Raw genomic sequence first — 16,361 nt, 5'->3', positions numbered from 1 at the left:
TAAGAATCCCAAAACGTTTTAATAGTTTTGATTTTGGTTTTATATGAAAGTACTAAGCATAGACTTTGGTACAAAGCGCGTGGGCTTGGCGATCAGTGACCCTGATCAAATCTTTGCGTTTCCATATAAAGTGATGGAACGCACTACCCGCGACGCCATGTTCTCGGAGTTGCTTGAAATTATAGAAAATGAGAAGGTCGGTGACATCGTCATCGGCCTTCCCTTATCTCTGGACGGGGAAGATACTTTGACCACCCGTCAGGTCCGCAACTTTGCGGCATCACTGGAAAGGCGGGTTGACTTGCCTATACATCTTGTTGATGAAAGACTCAGCTCAATTGCAGCGGAAGACGAACTCAAGGAGGCCGGACTTTGGGACCGGAAAAGAAAGAAGAATCTGGACAGCCAGGCAGCGAAAATAATTCTGGAAACGTGGCTCGCCCGAGCGTAGTTCTACGTTATGTAATGCCTACCATCGCCTTCGGGTGTATGGCACTTATGCTGGTGGCAGGCTGGTTTATGTACCGCAACTGGACCTTCCTCAATGTTCCCCCGGAGCTTGAAGGACGTGAGATTCTTTTTACCGTTGAACAGGGCCAGCCCCTGTGGACCGTAGCAAGCGACCTTGCCGAGGCCGGACTCATTACCGACGTCAAACAGTTCCGTGAATATGCACAGGCCCAAGGCAAAGCTTCCAAGGTTCGCGCCGGGGAATTCAGACTCTGGTCCAACATGACCGCTCCGCAGGTGCTTGATACCCTGACTACATCTTCCGGCATCCTGCACAAATTTTCAGTACGAGAAGGACTCACTTGGTGGGCCACAGCAGCAAAAGCTGATGAATCCGGTCTAACCGAATACGCAGCATTCAAGCAGGCTGTATCCGATCCGGAACTGCTGGCGAAATATAAAATCCCGGCAAAGAATGCTGAAGGCTATCTTTTCCCGGAAACATACCTGCTGACCAGACCCAAAAATGAAACCGGCAAAGTCATGGTCGAAACCATGCTCAAAGAATTTCATAAAGCCGCTAACAAGGCTTGGGCTGGCAAGCTGCCCTCCCCTGCAGAAATCCACAAGACCGTGATCCTTGCTTCCCTCGTGGAAAAGGAAACCGGGGATGTAAGTGAGCGACGCACCATTGCCGGGGTATTCGCCAACCGCCTCAAGAAAGGCTACCTGCTGCAATGTGACCCGACCATTATTTACGGTCTGGGTGAGACCTTTGACGGCAACCTGCGCAAAAAACACCTGACCGACAAATCCAACCCCTACAATTCTTACCAGCACCGGGGTCTGCCCCCCGGCCCCATATGCTCACCCGGTCTTGAATCGCTTAAGGCAGCGATTAACCCTGAGCAGCACTCCTACCTCTATTTCGTAGCCAAGGGTGACGGATCTCACTATTTCAGCAAATCGCTCAAAGAGCACAACGCAGCGGTTAAAAAATATCAGTTGCGTAGGAATAGAGACACATATCGATCTTACAATTAGACGAAACCCATATCTCAAAAGAAAAGCGGTCCTGAGTAGCACTACTCAGGACCGCTTTTCTTTTGAAAAACAATTTTCCGCGCTATAGGTATATCACCTAGAAACTTCCTCGCGCCTCCTGCTCAGTCTCATAAACAGAAGCCATCTGGGTGATGCCCATGGAATCGAGTACGGAACGGAAATTCTCGGAAAGGCCTGCGATATGCACTCCGCAACCACGGGTACGGGCCTTCTCCACCAGCTTGTACAGGGAATCCATAGCCGCTCCATTGATAGAGGATTTCTCTTCGAACACGAGCAGAAAACTTCCCTTGGCTGTGGCAAGAGCCTCATCAAAAACATCCTGCAAAAGCCCTTCTGATTTAGAAGTCAGGTTGCCGCTGACATTGATCACCGCCAGATCATCTTCAAGGGTCAGCACAATATCTTTCTGCCTGCTGCGGGCAAATTCAATCCTGTCCGCTGACAGCTGAAGAGCCTTCTCAAGCTCCTCCCGCTTGACCGGTTTATTGAGAAAATCTGTAGCATCAAGGTTGAGCGCCTTAATCGCAAGGTCCATATCTCCATGACCGGTAATCACGATAACCTCGGAATCAGGTGAAATTGATTTAATTTTTCCTAAAACCTGCAAACCGTCCATGCCGGGCATTTTTATGTCTGTCATGACCAGATCAGGTTTTTCAGCATCAAAAACACTGATCCCTTCCTCGCCGTTTTCAGCAGTAAGGACCTCATGACCGTATGCGGTCAAAAGCATCTTGAACATATTCAAGGTTGCTTTTTCATCATCAATTACAAGAATTCTACTCACACCCAACCCCTGGATAACTTTATATTAAACTAGGTAAAACTAATTTTCATTCGGAGCAGCCGGGAAACTGATTATGAACGAAGTTCCGTTTCCGGGTTCGCTCTCAATATCGATACTGCCTTTGTAGTCTCTTACTATGCCATAGGTAATAGCGAGGCCCAAACCCATGCCATATCCTACCTCTTTGGTACTGAAAAACGGCTCGAAAATCTTATTGCGTACTTCCTCGGTAATACCTGCCCCGGTATCAGAAACACGCACATACACCAATTTACCGTCTTCATAAGTGTCTATATTGATGTAATCTTCGCTGTCCAACCCAAGGTTTTCCCGCTTCTCGGCAATGGCATCACGAGCATTGTTCACCAAGTTGAACATTACCTGCTGTAAACGGTTATCCTCAGCGACAATCTTGGTCAATCCATCCATAAGGTTCAAACGAATAAAAATATTCTGCAACTCAAACTGCTTGGTAACAAGGGCAAGGACACTGCGGATAGGAGCATTAATATCCACCTTGTCAGTCTTGAAACCGGATTTGCGACCGAAGGCCCGCAAAGCACTGATAATCTCGGCAGCACGATCAACCTGATTGCTGACCTCTTTAGCCACTTCCTGCAACTGACTGGCAGGAACGTCCCGCCCCTGTTCAGCCATAAGAGCAAGATACTCACTGCCCATCTTAATAGCATTTAGCGGCTGATTGACCTCATGCGCTACGCCGGCGGACATCTCCCCGAGGGACTTCATTTTTGCAGCCTGCACCAGCTGGGCATCTTTCTCGATAATCTCGGTAATGTCATTAACCGCTACGATTATGGACGGCTGACTCTTATAGGTAATGGGACAGGCATGCATGTTTACATAAACCGGAGTTCCACCCTTGCGGTAATGAATGATTTTAGGAAAATAAATGCAGCCGGAAGGACCGCCATATTCCTCAAAAGCCTTGATACATTCACCGTTGGACTCCGGCCCCAGTCTCAAAAACTGCTCACCGATAAGTTCATTGCGGGAATAGCCGTAAAGCTCTGTCACACGCGGGTTGGCATCCATGATAGTAAAATCGTCACAGGAAACAACCAGAACAGGATCCGGCCCACTATCAAAAAGTGATTTGTATTTTTCCTCGGACTCACGCAATTTGCGGCGGTAAAGCTTGATGGACCAAACCATATTGCGGAAACTATCCCCGAGCTGCACCACCTCATCGCCATCACGCTTGTAATAGAAATGACAGTCCCGGCATTTTTGGCGATTGGGTCGTCCATCCGCTTCACGATTATCATCGTTGGTAGACAGGTCAAAATGCCAGCAGGGAAAATCCGTATTGTAGTAGGCAGGACAGGCGGAAGGATTCCAGTCCGATCCACCCGCAAGCAGATCCAGACTGATATCAAAATTGCCTTTGGAAAGCTCATCTGAAACACGGGTCAGAGTACTTACAGGTTGCGTAATATATTTCGCCAGCCTGTGACTGATCCAAAAGATGATCACAACCACAAATGAAATAAAACCCAAAAACGTAAATCGGAGAGTGGAGACGAGCTGGTCGATATGAATTTTGTTCAGCCCCACATGCACTGTTCCGATTCGGTACAAACCTTCTTTGATAGGTACGGCGATGTCGTAAGCTGAGGTTTTCCCCAGATCGATAAGTCGCAAAGACTTGTCTGCTTCCTCAGGTACGGGATTGGCTTGAGCCAGTTTTCCGGGAAAAGGCTTGGTAAAAGTGTGGCAAAGCACCTTACCGTCCTTGTCCAAGATATATATGTAAGTGATCAGGTGCTGCCGTTCACGAAGTTTGGCTTCCTCGAAAGCAAGGCTGAGCAGCTTGGGATAATCTTTATCCAGAATGTATCCGGCCCCGCGCTCAGCAATGGAATAGGCAATTGCTACTCCGCGCAACTCAAGCTCTTTGGTCAATGAGGACACAAGAATCCAGCGGGCCAGCAACGCAATAATAGCGCTGATGATCAGGATAACCCCCAGAGTAGAGATAAAAATTTTATTCTTGAGGGTAAGACCGGAAAAACGCTCAACAAGTTCCTGCATTGAAATCTTTTTCATTTCAATGTCCCCTGCTTTAACTCAGCCCAATTTCTTATCAACTCGAACCTGCCGTTTTTGAAACGGGTAAAATAGACTTTATCCATGCCCTGATGGTCGTGCTTACCGTATGAAACAGTTATTCCCGGTGCTATTTCATATTTATCCATAGACTCAATAGCCTTGATAAAGACCTCTCGATCCAGATCCCGCCCACTGCGACGCAAACCTTCCACAAGAATGCGGGCATTGAAAAAACCTTCCAGTCCCACAAGGTTTGGTGTGTCCTCAGGATAATATCTCTTTAACAATTCAATATAGCTGGCAGCTTCGGAGCTGGATAAATCACGGTCATCAGCAAAAGGCGGAACCACTTGCGACATGATCACAAGTTCCTTGTCCGATTTCAGGTGCCTAGCAAATTCACGCGCGCCCATAAATGAAACGGTGTAGTAGACAGGAGAAAGTCCCTCCTGCTGCAAATGGTTCATGAACTTAATACACGGCCCACTGGTTCCTATCATGAATACCGCCTGCGCCCCGGAATCCTTGATGCGCTCAACTCCCTCGCTGACATCTAATGAACCCCGGGTATAAGAGCCTCTTGCTACCGGCTCAAGATCAAAATCCTTCAATGCCAATTCTGTTCCGGTAAGACCGTCAAAACCGAAGGCGTCATATTGGTAAAAAACAGCAATTTTCGTAATGCCAAGGTCCTCGACCATATGTCGCACGGCTTCGCGGGTTTCCTGATAATATGAAGGACGGATGTTAATCACATAGCGGTTGAAGGGCTTACGCAGGGCATCCGCTCCGGTAAACATTCCGAGCAAAGGAATACGTGCATCCTCTACCAGCGGCAAAACCTCTACCGTTGTGGGGGTTCCTACATAGCAGAATAGAGCAAAAATTTTATCGTCTATGAGCAGCTTCTGGGTATTGATCAAACACTTTGGCGGATCATAGGAATCATCATATGTTACTACTTCAACTTCACGACCGTGAATTCCGCCCTGCTCATTGATATGCTTAAGATAAGCAAGAGCCCCATGAATGGTCTGAGTTCCGAGATAACTGGCATGTCCCTTAAGGGCGAGTGAAGCACCAAGAACAACTTTGTCAGGATAAACACCTGAATGATCGGTTTCTTCAACTTCTACTGACACAGAGCGTTCACAGGCAACAAGGACCAAAAACAGAACCAGAAGCAATATCTTTTTCATAAACTAATTTTCCCTTTCTGGGTGGGCAAGACTCATAGCCATAACAGCTTGTCCTTTAAACAGGGTACTGCGTTTGCGGGGAGGGATAGCCAAACTGCGCAAGAACTGAAAACTAAGTCTAGTCATCCCACGCCCCATAGGACGTGCAGCCCGGGCCTCTGCGTAGATCAAATGAGGTTGAAAAGTTTTACGCGCCGGCTGATAAATCAACATACATAAAAGGACCTTGTCAGTGCGAGCGATAACATTCCCGCCCTGCCTGAAAATAGCGGTCAAAGCGATACCGCCCTTTGAAATATCCAGAACTTGCGGCACTGCGGGATTAGGAGTGTGAAATTTACGGTTATCAATAAGTACATCCGACTCAATATTATCCAAAATAAAATCTACATCATAATCCTCGGCTTCAAGACGCCAGATTTTGATTTTAATGTAGCGCTGATCCGCAACTTTACGCCGCGCAAAGACCCTGCGTTTGATAAAACCAAATGAAGATTGGCGAGTTATGACCATGCCCTTGTTCTCGGACTTGCTTGTAATCACCCCGACAAACGCATTTACTTTTTTCTTATCCCGTATCATTTCAGGGAATATGCACTTTACCTGAGTTCCGGGCACAAGAAGATCATCGCTGACCAGATCCTTAAAAGTAACCACAACATCAAGCTTTTCCACACCGGCCGCATTTACAACTGCAGCCAGAGAACGCTGGCCGGAACGCTCGACAAGAACATCCACCTGCATCTGACTCATAACCAGCTTATCAAGAATATCCCGATCACTTGTAACCTTCCAGGGTTCTCCACTACGGCTTAGATTTCCAGCCGCTCCCCCGCTTCGACCTTCTTGGTCTTTGTCTTCCACATGAAGACCCAAAGGTGTTTTTTTCAACAAATCAAAAAGAAATTTTTTAGCGCCGTACCTTTTAAGCCAATAACCTATCAAAAGCAGCAAGAAACCTGCAGCAAGAAACATAAAAAAATTCTTTACCGGCTCCGGCATGGGCGGCAAACCGTGGAACGTATCCTGAATAGTTCCCAGAAATCTAGAATCGACTTTGGACTGTATCATACAACTAATTATGCTATTGATAGAAATTTATGCAAGCCCCAAACAAGAACAGGCTGACATATTTCAGAATATATTATTTCCGGCTAAACGTCACTACTGCATCCAGTGAGTATTTCCTTACTTTTACATACATTACACACTGCATTCACAATTAATAAATTAATTTCCATTTTCACGAACCTAACCCTTGCCGACTTTGAATACAATATGTAAATATGATCACAATTTGGCAACAAAGAGGGGGGACTCATGGCCGGAAAGATTCTAGTTGTGGACGATGAAGTCCACATCAGGATGCTTCTTGAACAGACTTTGGAAGAACTGGAAGATGATCACGGGGTAGAGCTTCTGACCGCAGAAAACGGAGAGGAAGGTCTGGACTGTATCCGTGAAGAGTGCCCGGAACTGGTTTTTCTGGATATCATGATGCCTTACATGAACGGCTACGAAGTGTGTCAGGCAGTACGTGAAGATCCGGCTCTTTCGACTGTTAAAATTATTCTACTGACAGCTAAAGGTCAGGAGGCAGACCGTAAGCACGGGCTTGAACTCGGTGCGGAACGCTATATGACCAAACCTTTCGACCCGGACGAAATTTTAGAGGTAGCAAAATCCATCCTGAACATTGAGGACTGATTACACCACTATGAATGCAGGACTGAATCCGGAAATACGGCTAAAAAAAATCATCAAGCCCAAAAAGCTGAAATCGTTCTTGAAAAAGGCACTTCCGCTTCTTCCTGAAGGGTCGGTGCTCTGTGTTTATATTGATGGAACTCCTATTTTTTGCGCTGAGCCTGTCCGTCATTCTTTTGAAGAAACAATTCTCAGCCCGGTCAAGAACCCAGCCGGAGACAATCTTTGTCTCGGAGCATTCATACAAAACCGTGACAATCTTTCCGAACCGGAACTGCAACACATCAAATCCGTTCTGGAATTCACATCTTTCGCCATAGCAAACTACATTGAATCCGAAACCGCTCGAAGATTGATCGGAGAGGAAACACTATCCAAATACAGGGAACTGGCTCTGCTGCACCGTTCTATTGTGGAACTGAACAATTCCCTGCGCCTGAAAGATGTCATTACCGCCCTGACCAACGAGTGCAAGACTTCAGCACTGCCTGCGGAAATGGGCGCTGTCTATCTGCCCGAAGAAGATGGTTTCACAGTTTTTGACAGCTTCGGTAATTTTTCAGTGGACCAATCCCAACAACTAGTTGAATGCTCATTATTTAAAGACATCATCTCCAGCCTGCGCGGAGAAATTATCAACGATGTCAGCAAAGACACACGTTGCCGGGAGAAACTGTCCTCCAATATCCGATCCATGCTGATCATGCCTATCCCCTCTCCCAATGTCTGCGAGGGAGTACTGGTACTGACCTCATGCGCTCCAAACGCTTTCAACGCCGCTCATCTTAAGCATGTGGCGACACTTTCCTCAGTAGCCGGAATTTCCATCAGCAACGCATACAACTTTGAATCCATCCGGGTCCTCATGGATGCGCTGCTCAAAGCTCTGGCCGAAGCAATTGATGCGCGGGACCCCTTTACTGCTGGGCATTCCGAACGCGTAGCCCATCTTGCGGTTTCCTTTGCCCGACAGATCTCGAACGACAACGCGAAATTCGCTTACATTAATTTTTCAGATGAACACCTCCGGGAGATCTTCTATTCCGGCATCCTTCACGATATTGGAAAAATCGGTATCAAAGAAGAAGTGCTGACCAAGAAAACACGTCTGCCGAAATCCATGGTAGACGTAATCGGCATGCGCTTGAAACTCTTCGGGATTCATCACATGCATGAATGGGAAGACGACTATAAGCGCATCAAACAAATCAACCAATCCTTGAGCCCAGCTCAGGAGGATCTTGACTTTGTTGACAGCATCAGCACTGTAAAATTCAAGGTTAACGGCTCTACAATTCACATGCTCCAGCCCGATGAGAGGAAATGTTTGACCGTACGCCGCGGCAACCTTACCGCAGAAGAGCGTATGGAAATTGAACGCCACCCGGCAGAAAGCAAACGCATTCTTGAACATATCCCCTTTCAGGATGACCTTTCTCAATTACTGACCATAATCGGTCAGCACCATGAGAGGCTTGACGGATCAGGCTACCCGGAAGGCCTTTTCGCTGAAGACATCCTCATCCAGAGCAGAATTCTCGCAATTGTAGATATTTATGATGCCATTACTCAGGAACGGCACTACAAACCTGCCACTCCCAAAGAAAGAGCCTTGAAAATTCTTGCACTGGAAGCAGCGGAAGGAAAGCTGGACCAGAATCTGGTGGATCTGTTCATCGCCAAAATTTCTGATATTGAAACCGGAGCGGAATCGATTAATCTCGACCGTCCGGTATCAACGAGGTTTTGCAAAACACCTCGTAGCAACATGAACTAATGCCGGACCTTCGAGTTATCTTTTTATGAGGGTACGGCTGTAAAACCCCCGGGGTTTCCGGTATGCACAAAGCCTTATCCACGCTAGCACTGCTCCTGCTGACTTTCGTATTGCTCAGCTCTCCAGCCTCCGCAGGCAAACACAACACCTTCCTGCTTGGAATGTCCGCCGCCTTTACCGGACCGAGTAAGGGATTGGGAATCGAACTTTACCGGGGATCAACAGCCTATTTCAACCACATCAATGCTCAGGGTGGAATAAACGGACACAAGGTCGTCATCAAATTTTTGGATGACGGCTATAACCCGGAACCTGCAATCCGTAACACCATCAAACTGGTGGAAAAGGACAAAGTCACCGCACTTTTCAATTACGTTGGTACTCCAACTGTTACCCGGGTACTTCCGGTCATAAAGCACTTCAATTCTCAAGAACCGGAGTTCCTTTTCTTTCCTTTCACCGGGGCGCAGCCACAAAGAGAGTTTCCTTACGAAGAATATGTTTTCAACCTGCGGGCTTCATACAGGCAGGAAACATGGGGATTAGTCCACAACCTCTATATGATAGGACGTCATCGCATAGCTGTGTTTTATCAGGCTGATGCATATGGAAGAAGCGGATGGGACGGCATTAGAAAAGCACTTAAAGAAAAAGATTTGGATATAGTTGCTGAAACTACATACAGACGAGGTGCTTCTTTCAATGACTCCATGCAGGAACAGGTTGAAATAATCAAAAAAGGCAATCCAGATGCAATAATTTCTGTCGGGGCTTATGAGGCGTGCGCAGCATTTGTGCGTGATGCGCGAGATGCCGGGATAGATGTTCCTATCTGCAACCTTTCTTTTGTAGGAAGCGAAAATATGCTGGAACTGCTTGATGATCTTAGTCGCAGCTCAGGCAAAGATTATACCCGCGACCTTGTAAACTCGCAGACTGTCCCAAGCTATGAAGACACAAGCCTTCCCGCTGTCCGTGAATACCGCGAAGCAATGGCTAAGAATCCTCCGCCTCCGGAAGGTTTCGGCAAGGACTACACACCTCTTGAGTTCAGCTTTATTAGCTTTGAAGGATTCCTGAACGCCAAGGTCATGGCTAAAATATTAGAAAAAGTTTCCATGCCTCAATATGAAGGCAACATTTATTCAGCAACCCTGTCCATCCGTAATCTGGATATCGGGATAGGTACGGATATTAATTTTGGACGCGGAAAGCATCAAGGACTTGACGAAGTATACTACACGACCGTTTCCGACGGAAAATTCGTACCCCTTAAAAACTGGATGAGGTGGAACAAATGAAAATGAGAATGTCCAAAATATTCCAGAAGACCCTACTCCTGAACTTCATTCTCTTCGGGGTTATTTCCACTTCCATGTCCCTTGTCTCTGCCCTGACTCTGCACAATCACATGGTTGATGAATATGTAAGCAAGGGCAAAGCCATTGCCAGCAGCATAGCCAGCTCCAGTGTTGAAATTCTGCTTAACAGGGATGCCTCCACCATTCAGTCAATGATAGATCAATTCAAGGACAGTGATGGAGCCGCGTATGTTTATGTGCAGGATTCAAATGGAGATATTGTTTCGCACACCTTTGTGCCTGAAGTTCCTGAAATCCTCAGCAAAACAAGTATTCATCCCAATTCAATATCCATCCGTGAATTGAAAGTTGCAGGACGGGGTGAAGTAATAGACATAACAAAACCCATCCTTGCCGGAATGGCTGGATATGTTCATGTCGGAATGGATAAAAGCATTATCAATAAATATGTCTGGGCAGCCATTGCAAAACTGCAGGTAGTCATGTTTTTCATCTTCTGGGGAAGTGTGTTTATCTTATACATGATGGTTAAACGCATCTCGGAACCGCTCAACCAGCTGACTGAATACGCTAAAAAGCTCTCGGCACATGACTTTACTGCGGAAATTGAAATCACTTCCAAAGATGAAATAGGGCTGCTTGCCGGAACCATGAAAAACATGGCTGAAGAACTGACAACCCTTATTTCCGGACTTGAACGGGCTGTAGGCAACGCAACAAGTGAGTTGCAGGACACCCTGACTTATATGGAAGTCATCATGGACAACCTTGCGGACGGTCTGCTGGTTGTAGACATTAACGGCAAAATATCCGTGACCAACCCCGCCCTTGGAGAACTTTTCGGAGTAACGGAGAATGAACTCCGGGGTAAAGACATCAGGACTTTTTTTCCTGAAGAAATGACAGCTCTTTTCGAACTGGTAAAAGGCTGCGAGCATGAAGTCTATTCCTCTGAAATAGAACTTACCGGACGCAAAACAGGGAAAGCAGTAGCAACCCCGATCCATAAAATGGACGAGGGGGACACTCCCAATATCTGCCTTGGCGCAGTAATCCTTGTCCGAGACATCACTTATGAAAAGGAAGTCGACAATTTAAAGACCGACTTCATTTCCACTGTGTCCCATGAACTGCGAACCCCGATGACTTCCATTCTGGGCTTTGCAAAAATCATTAAGAAAAAGCTGGAGAAATCGGTATTTCCAGTCTGTAATGCACCGGACAAAAAGACAGAACGCGCTATTAATCAGGTAAAGGATAATATCGGGATTATTGTTTCAGAAGGCCAACGACTCACCGAACTGATCAATGATGTTCTGGACATCGCTAAAATGGAGTCCGGCAAAATCGATTGGAAAAATGTTCCCATTGATATTTCTGAAGTTATCGAAACATCTGTGCAGACGACTACTCCTTTATGGAAACCGCAGGATCTGCAAATGGTAGTGGATGTGGAAGAAAACATCCCCACCATTCACGGAGACCGCGACAGAGTAATGCAGGTACTGGTCAACCTCATATCAAACGCAGTAAAATTCACTGCTTCCGGCTCCATCACATGTACTGCAAGGTCGCATGCTGACGAAATAATGGTCAGCGTCAGTGATACAGGGAGCGGTATTTCCCCTGAAGACCAGAAGAAAATCTTTCAAAGATTCAAGCAGGCTGGCGACACCCTGACCGGTAAACCCAAGGGAACCGGACTGGGATTGCCCATCTGCAAACAGATTGTTGACCACCACAAGGGCCGTATTTGGGTGGATAGTAAACTCGGCGAAGGTAGCTCGTTCCACTTTACTCTGGCCATTGGTGTACCGGATGAAGAAACACAAATTCCTGCCCACATTACAAAAGCACCTCTCAGAGAAGGACACCTTGGGAGTATGGACAGTCCGTTGATCATGGTCGCTGACGATGATCCGGCACTGAATGAATTCCTATCGCAGGTTCTAGAAGAGGAAGGCTACCGGATCATAACGGTTACCAATGGTCAGGAAGCCGTGGAAACAGCTAAAAAACGCATGCCGCAGTTGATTACCATGGACCTGAAAATGCCCGTAATGGACGGAGCACAGGCCATAACAGCTTTGCGGCAGGATCCATCAACACGGCATATTCCCGTGATCGTCATCAGTGCACTGGCGGAAGGCCAGCAAGCAGGAGGAGACGCGGCACTCATTAAACCCATCGATGAAAAACGATTGGTGGAAACCATTCACGGATTGCTTCAAGAAGACCTGATCATGTCAGATCCATGTATGGTGCTGGGCAAAGAGAACGAAACGCCTACGGAAAACCTGCTGGTGATCTGTCCGGGCAAAATAAATTACTGCCCCCCTGCAGACTTGTGGACCCGGGTATCATCCGGATTCAAGGGAACTATCTTTATTACTGCAGAACTGAGTACCAGCCTTGATCTGGATCGCCTTTCACAAACCCCTGACGTACAGATTGTTATTTTACCGGAAAATTGATATTCATCCTTATATGGAAATACCAGCTGAATACGGAACTAAAAAGTACGCCACTTGCACTAGATGCTCTTATACAGGTCCGCTTGCCACATTCAACAGGCAAGCGGGCCTATTTCCTGAAGATATCACACTATTCTGTTCCAAATGCGGGTCAGCATTCGACAGTGCCAGTTCTTACTTTGCAAAGGGTTCAACCCTGCTGAAAGAAGGATTCACCATCATTTCCGGCGGTCAGACAGGGGTAGATCGCGGAGCTTTGGACGCTGCCATTGAACTGGGTATTCATCACCGTGGATGGTGTCCAAAAGGACGCAAAGCCGAAGACGGCCCTATTCCTTCACGTTACAACATGCAGGAAACCTCAGGCTGGCAATATTGGATCAGAACGGAAAAAAACGTGCTTGATTCAGACGGCACTCTTATCTTTCCCGGAAAACAGGAATCCAAAGGAACCGCACTGACCATCAGACTGGCCCGCAAACACAGTAGACCTGTTGCAGTTGTATCACTGGAGAATCCTGATGCAGGAGAGACAGTTCGGGCATGGATAGCAGCGAGAAATATTAAAATAATGAATGTTGCCGGACCACGGGAAAGCGGAGCTCCCGGTATTGGCAGGAAGACACGGGAATTGCTTAAAATAGCTCTGACTACACGGCAGGTGCGAAAACAGCAGTTTCAAGAAGAATCTTCAGCCTACCGATACTTTGCCGGATGCGAGCGTTGTCCTGATCTATTACAAATTTCCTGAGATTCTCCAGCTCTTCAGCATAAACCGCAAAACCGAATGTGAGAGCTGCGCCCTTTGATGAATGAGCTTTCTCACGGACGAGGGAGTATTCGTTTTTCTCTATGCCTGTCTCCATCTCACTGAGTTCTGCGGAGAGAGACTCGATGAGCACAGGAACAAGATCAAATAAATCAGAATCTACATAAACTCTGCCAAGTGATGAGTCGTCCAAAACAGTTCCTTAAAATTTTACTATATTCTCAATTGCTTAATCTCTAATTCCAGTACCTTAAATAATCCACCGCCTCAAAAAATCAAATTATATATTCCAATTGATATACAATTTTACTCCTTTATCGGAAAAAGAGAAATCAATTTCCTTGACTTTATACTGCCTACACTTAATATATGAACAGTTGTTCATATATACACATATAAGGAATACTCATGACTAAAAACTCTGACTGCTGCAATTCGCACAACCCTACTCCGGGTGCTGTGGAACTGGTTAACAGCAAAAGCTGTCCAAATGAAACATTGAATGATCTGGCGGCGACTTTTAAAATTTTAGGAGAACCGGTCAGGATCAAAATCCTACACGCTCTTTCCATAAGTGATCTTTGCGTATGTGATCTGTCAGAACTTTTGGATATGTCACACTCCGCTGTTTCACATCAGCTTAGAATTCTTAGAGCAGCGCGTATGGTCCGTTTTGAAAAACACGGGCGCAGGGCAATATACAGCCTAAACGACAAACATGTGGAAATCATAATGCAGACCGCTCTTGCGCATATGCAGGGCGATGGATGCGGTATTCCGCTGGGAGACAAATAAATGCTCGATATCTTAATATCAATTGGACAGGAATCATGGGAGGTGTTGCTGGAATCCGCACCTTTCATGCTCTTAGGTTTTTTTATTGCCGGATTACTCAAAGCATTTGTAGGACCGGAGTTTATTTCCAAAAACCTTGGCTCCGGGAAAACTTCAGATGTACTTAAAGCCTCTATTCTCGGAGTACCCATTCCTTTATGCAGCTGCGGAGTCATCCCCGCTGCAGCCCAACTCCGGCAACAAGGGGCGAGCAAAGGAGCTACTACCTCATTCCTGATATCCACTCCTGAAACCGGAGTCGATTCGATAGCTGTCACCTATGCTCTTCTTGATCCTGTGATGGCAGTTTTCCGACCCTTTGCCGCATTCTTCACAGCCGTAGTCGCCGGTATCATGGTGGACAGAAATGAGAAAAAAAACGGAAGTCCCAAGGAAGCACCAAAGCTGATCCCGGACGCAATCCTCCTTCCTAAAATGGACGAAGCTAAGGATCTATCCGGCTGCGGCTGCGACTCTCACAACGATCATAATCACACACACAGCAGCTGCGCTGACTCTGGTTGCGGATGCAACTCTCACAGTGAGGACCTGACAAGCTGCTCAGACTCCGGTTGCGGCTGCGGTAGCTCTCATAGTGATGAGCGCCCTGAATCATTCAGCGGCAAACTTTCATTCGGCATGCAATACTCATTCGGCAATCTGCTGCAAGACATCGGACTCTGGTTCCTCGGCGGCGTGCTTTTGGCCGGTATATTCGGTGCACTTATCCCCGACGGCTTCATTGAACGCAACCTTGGTGACGGCTTCTTCCCCCTGCTTATTATGCTTGCCGCTGCTATACCTCTGTATGTATGCGCTACGGCATCAACACCCATCGCTGCCGCTTTAGCACTGAAAGGACTCTCCCCCGGCGCCGCACTTGTTTTCCTGTTGGCAGGTCCGGCGACAAATGCTGCTTCATTCACCGTAGTCGCCAAGCTTCTTGGCAAGCGCTCCGCTTTCATCTACCTCGGCAGCATCATCGTCTGCTCTCTCGCACTAGGTATGTTCGCAAACTGGCTCTACTATTCTATGGGTTTAAGCATCACTGACTGGGTCCAATCCGGGGAAGAACACGGTCATAACCTTCTCTACACCATTAGTGCACTCATTCTGCTTGCCTTAATCGCTGTTCCCAAGGTAACAGCTTTAGTGAAAGGTGAATCATTGCACGGACATTCACACTAACTGCCCCCAAAACGGGGAACAGGAGTAAACTATGACAGGTGAAGGCGTAGAAGCAATAATTGTCATGCTGGTCATCGTCCTTGCCATCTTCAAGATGGTTAAGAGGACCGGAAACGGACTGGGACAGCCCCATCTCCGTGATGAAAGAGAAAAAAAAGAGATGGACAGCAATGAATAAAAGTACTGCCGGAATTGAAGCTCAGCTGGAAGAGCTGCGCGGAGCGGAAAACTTTATCGGCTTTTGCGCTTTTGACCTTTTCCTTGATGATGACGAATCCAAGCGCAAGGACGGGGTGCTTAAAATATCGCGCCACAACCTGACTCCGGAGACAGGGTTCCTTAAATTCACCTTCATTGTTGACGTATACGGAGACAAGCTTATCCGTAAGCAGGTACTTGATCTGTTCGCCCGCTTCCACGACAGCGAACTTAAATCCGATACAGACCCGGACTTCATGTACATCAAGCCTCCTGAACCTGCTTCACAAAAAGACCGGGCGTGGTTCATCGGGGAAGTCTTTTTCCACTTTGACTCCGTAAAAGGTTCTTCAAAGGAAAATGTCGTTCGTTTTTTCCTGCCTTTTCTCACACTACGCCTGCCGCTGGAATTCAGCGACCTGCAATGGTGGGAAACTGAGGATGAGGTCTGCGAACATAAAAAATCGGCTATTCAAGCAATTACCGAATTTATTAAGAGCAAGTTCTAGACAGGC

At 46.9% G+C, this 16,361-nt stretch carries 15 protein-coding genes; 11 read left to right on the top strand and 4 right to left on the bottom strand.

All coding sequences use genetic code 11. The features are described 5' to 3' along the window. Nucleotides 1-43 precede the first annotated feature (43 nt). On the top strand, nucleotides 44-451 hold the full coding sequence (gene ruvX / locus DESAL_RS05640; RefSeq protein ID WP_015851007.1) for a Holliday junction resolvase RuvX: 408 nt from the start codon (nucleotides 44-46) through the stop codon (nucleotides 449-451). A 14-nt stretch (nucleotides 452-465) separates the two neighbouring features. Continuing rightward, nucleotides 466-1,494 (top strand): endolytic transglycosylase MltG, encoded by a 1,029-nt coding sequence (mltG, locus tag DESAL_RS05635; RefSeq protein ID WP_015851006.1) that lies wholly within the window; start codon nucleotides 466-468, stop codon nucleotides 1,492-1,494. Between the two features lie 97 nt (nucleotides 1,495-1,591). Here the strand turns inward: mltG and DESAL_RS05630 are convergent, their stop codons facing one another. The 4 genes from DESAL_RS05630 to DESAL_RS05615 are packed head-to-tail and all read right to left on the bottom strand — an operon-like array spanning nucleotide 1,592 to nucleotide 6,648. Beyond that, nucleotides 1,592-2,305 carry a response regulator gene (locus DESAL_RS05630; RefSeq protein WP_015851005.1) on the bottom strand — a complete coding sequence of 238 codons (714 nt, stop codon included), beginning with the start codon at nucleotides 2,303-2,305 and terminating at the stop codon, nucleotides 1,592-1,594. Between the two features lie 39 nt (nucleotides 2,306-2,344). Further along, the gene (locus tag DESAL_RS05625; protein WP_015851004.1) at nucleotides 2,345-4,375 is read right to left on the bottom strand and encodes an ATP-binding protein; all 2,031 of its coding nucleotides are present in this window, start codon (nucleotides 4,373-4,375) and stop codon (nucleotides 2,345-2,347) included. Further along, a complete protein-coding gene (locus DESAL_RS05620; RefSeq protein WP_015851003.1) occupies nucleotides 4,372-5,577 on the bottom strand; it encodes an ABC transporter substrate-binding protein in 1,206 nt (401 codons plus the stop codon). Before DESAL_RS05620 ends, DESAL_RS05625 begins: the two co-directional genes overlap by 4 nt. A gap of 3 nt (nucleotides 5,578-5,580) precedes the next feature. Next, entirely contained in the window at nucleotides 5,581-6,648 is a 1,068-nt protein-coding gene (locus DESAL_RS05615) for a hypothetical protein (RefSeq protein WP_015851002.1), read from the bottom strand. A gap of 249 nt (nucleotides 6,649-6,897) precedes the next feature. Here DESAL_RS05615 and DESAL_RS05610 point away from each other — a divergent pair, with 249 nt between their 5' ends. The 9 genes from DESAL_RS05610 to DESAL_RS05575 all read left to right on the top strand — a co-directional run bounded on the left by DESAL_RS05610 (nucleotide 6,898) and on the right by DESAL_RS05575 (nucleotide 16,355). After that, complete coding sequence (locus DESAL_RS05610) at nucleotides 6,898-7,284, top strand: response regulator transcription factor (RefSeq protein WP_015851001.1); 387 nt, start codon at nucleotides 6,898-6,900, stop codon at nucleotides 7,282-7,284. Nucleotides 7,285-7,294: 10 nt separating this feature from the next. Continuing rightward, the gene (locus tag DESAL_RS05605) at nucleotides 7,295-9,061 is read left to right on the top strand and encodes an HD domain-containing phosphohydrolase (protein WP_015851000.1); all 1,767 of its coding nucleotides are present in this window, start codon (nucleotides 7,295-7,297) and stop codon (nucleotides 9,059-9,061) included. A 62-nt stretch (nucleotides 9,062-9,123) separates the two neighbouring features. Next, complete coding sequence (locus DESAL_RS05600; RefSeq protein ID WP_015850999.1) at nucleotides 9,124-10,362, top strand: ABC transporter substrate-binding protein; 1,239 nt, start codon at nucleotides 9,124-9,126, stop codon at nucleotides 10,360-10,362. Then, complete coding sequence (locus DESAL_RS05595) at nucleotides 10,359-12,857, top strand: ATP-binding protein (protein ID WP_015850998.1); 2,499 nt, start codon at nucleotides 10,359-10,361, stop codon at nucleotides 12,855-12,857. Before DESAL_RS05600 ends, DESAL_RS05595 begins: the two co-directional genes overlap by 4 nt. A gap of 13 nt (nucleotides 12,858-12,870) precedes the next feature. After that, nucleotides 12,871-13,608 carry a putative molybdenum carrier protein gene (locus DESAL_RS20020; protein ID WP_081434571.1) on the top strand — a complete coding sequence of 246 codons (738 nt, stop codon included), beginning with the start codon at nucleotides 12,871-12,873 and terminating at the stop codon, nucleotides 13,606-13,608. A gap of 426 nt (nucleotides 13,609-14,034) precedes the next feature. Continuing rightward, nucleotides 14,035-14,421 carry an ArsR/SmtB family transcription factor gene (locus tag DESAL_RS05585; RefSeq protein WP_015850996.1) on the top strand — a complete coding sequence of 129 codons (387 nt, stop codon included), beginning with the start codon at nucleotides 14,035-14,037 and terminating at the stop codon, nucleotides 14,419-14,421. Continuing rightward, nucleotides 14,422-15,648 (top strand): SO_0444 family Cu/Zn efflux transporter, encoded by a 1,227-nt coding sequence (locus tag DESAL_RS05580; RefSeq protein ID WP_015850995.1) that lies wholly within the window; start codon nucleotides 14,422-14,424, stop codon nucleotides 15,646-15,648. Between the two features lie 31 nt (nucleotides 15,649-15,679). Further along, complete coding sequence (locus DESAL_RS20180; protein ID WP_015850994.1) at nucleotides 15,680-15,826, top strand: hypothetical protein; 147 nt, start codon at nucleotides 15,680-15,682, stop codon at nucleotides 15,824-15,826. After that, nucleotides 15,819-16,355, top strand: a complete 537-nt coding sequence (locus DESAL_RS05575; RefSeq protein WP_015850993.1) for a hypothetical protein — start codon at nucleotides 15,819-15,821, stop codon at nucleotides 16,353-16,355. The genes DESAL_RS20180 and DESAL_RS05575 overlap by 8 nt, the downstream gene beginning before the upstream one ends. Nucleotides 16,356-16,361 lie beyond the last annotated feature (6 nt).

Source organism: Maridesulfovibrio salexigens DSM 2638 (genome assembly GCF_000023445.1).
Lineage (GTDB): Bacteria > Desulfobacterota > Desulfovibrionia > Desulfovibrionales > Desulfovibrionaceae > Maridesulfovibrio > Maridesulfovibrio salexigens.
Note: the sequence above shows the minus strand (reverse complement) of the source record. Positions and strands in the feature narration are given on the sequence as shown.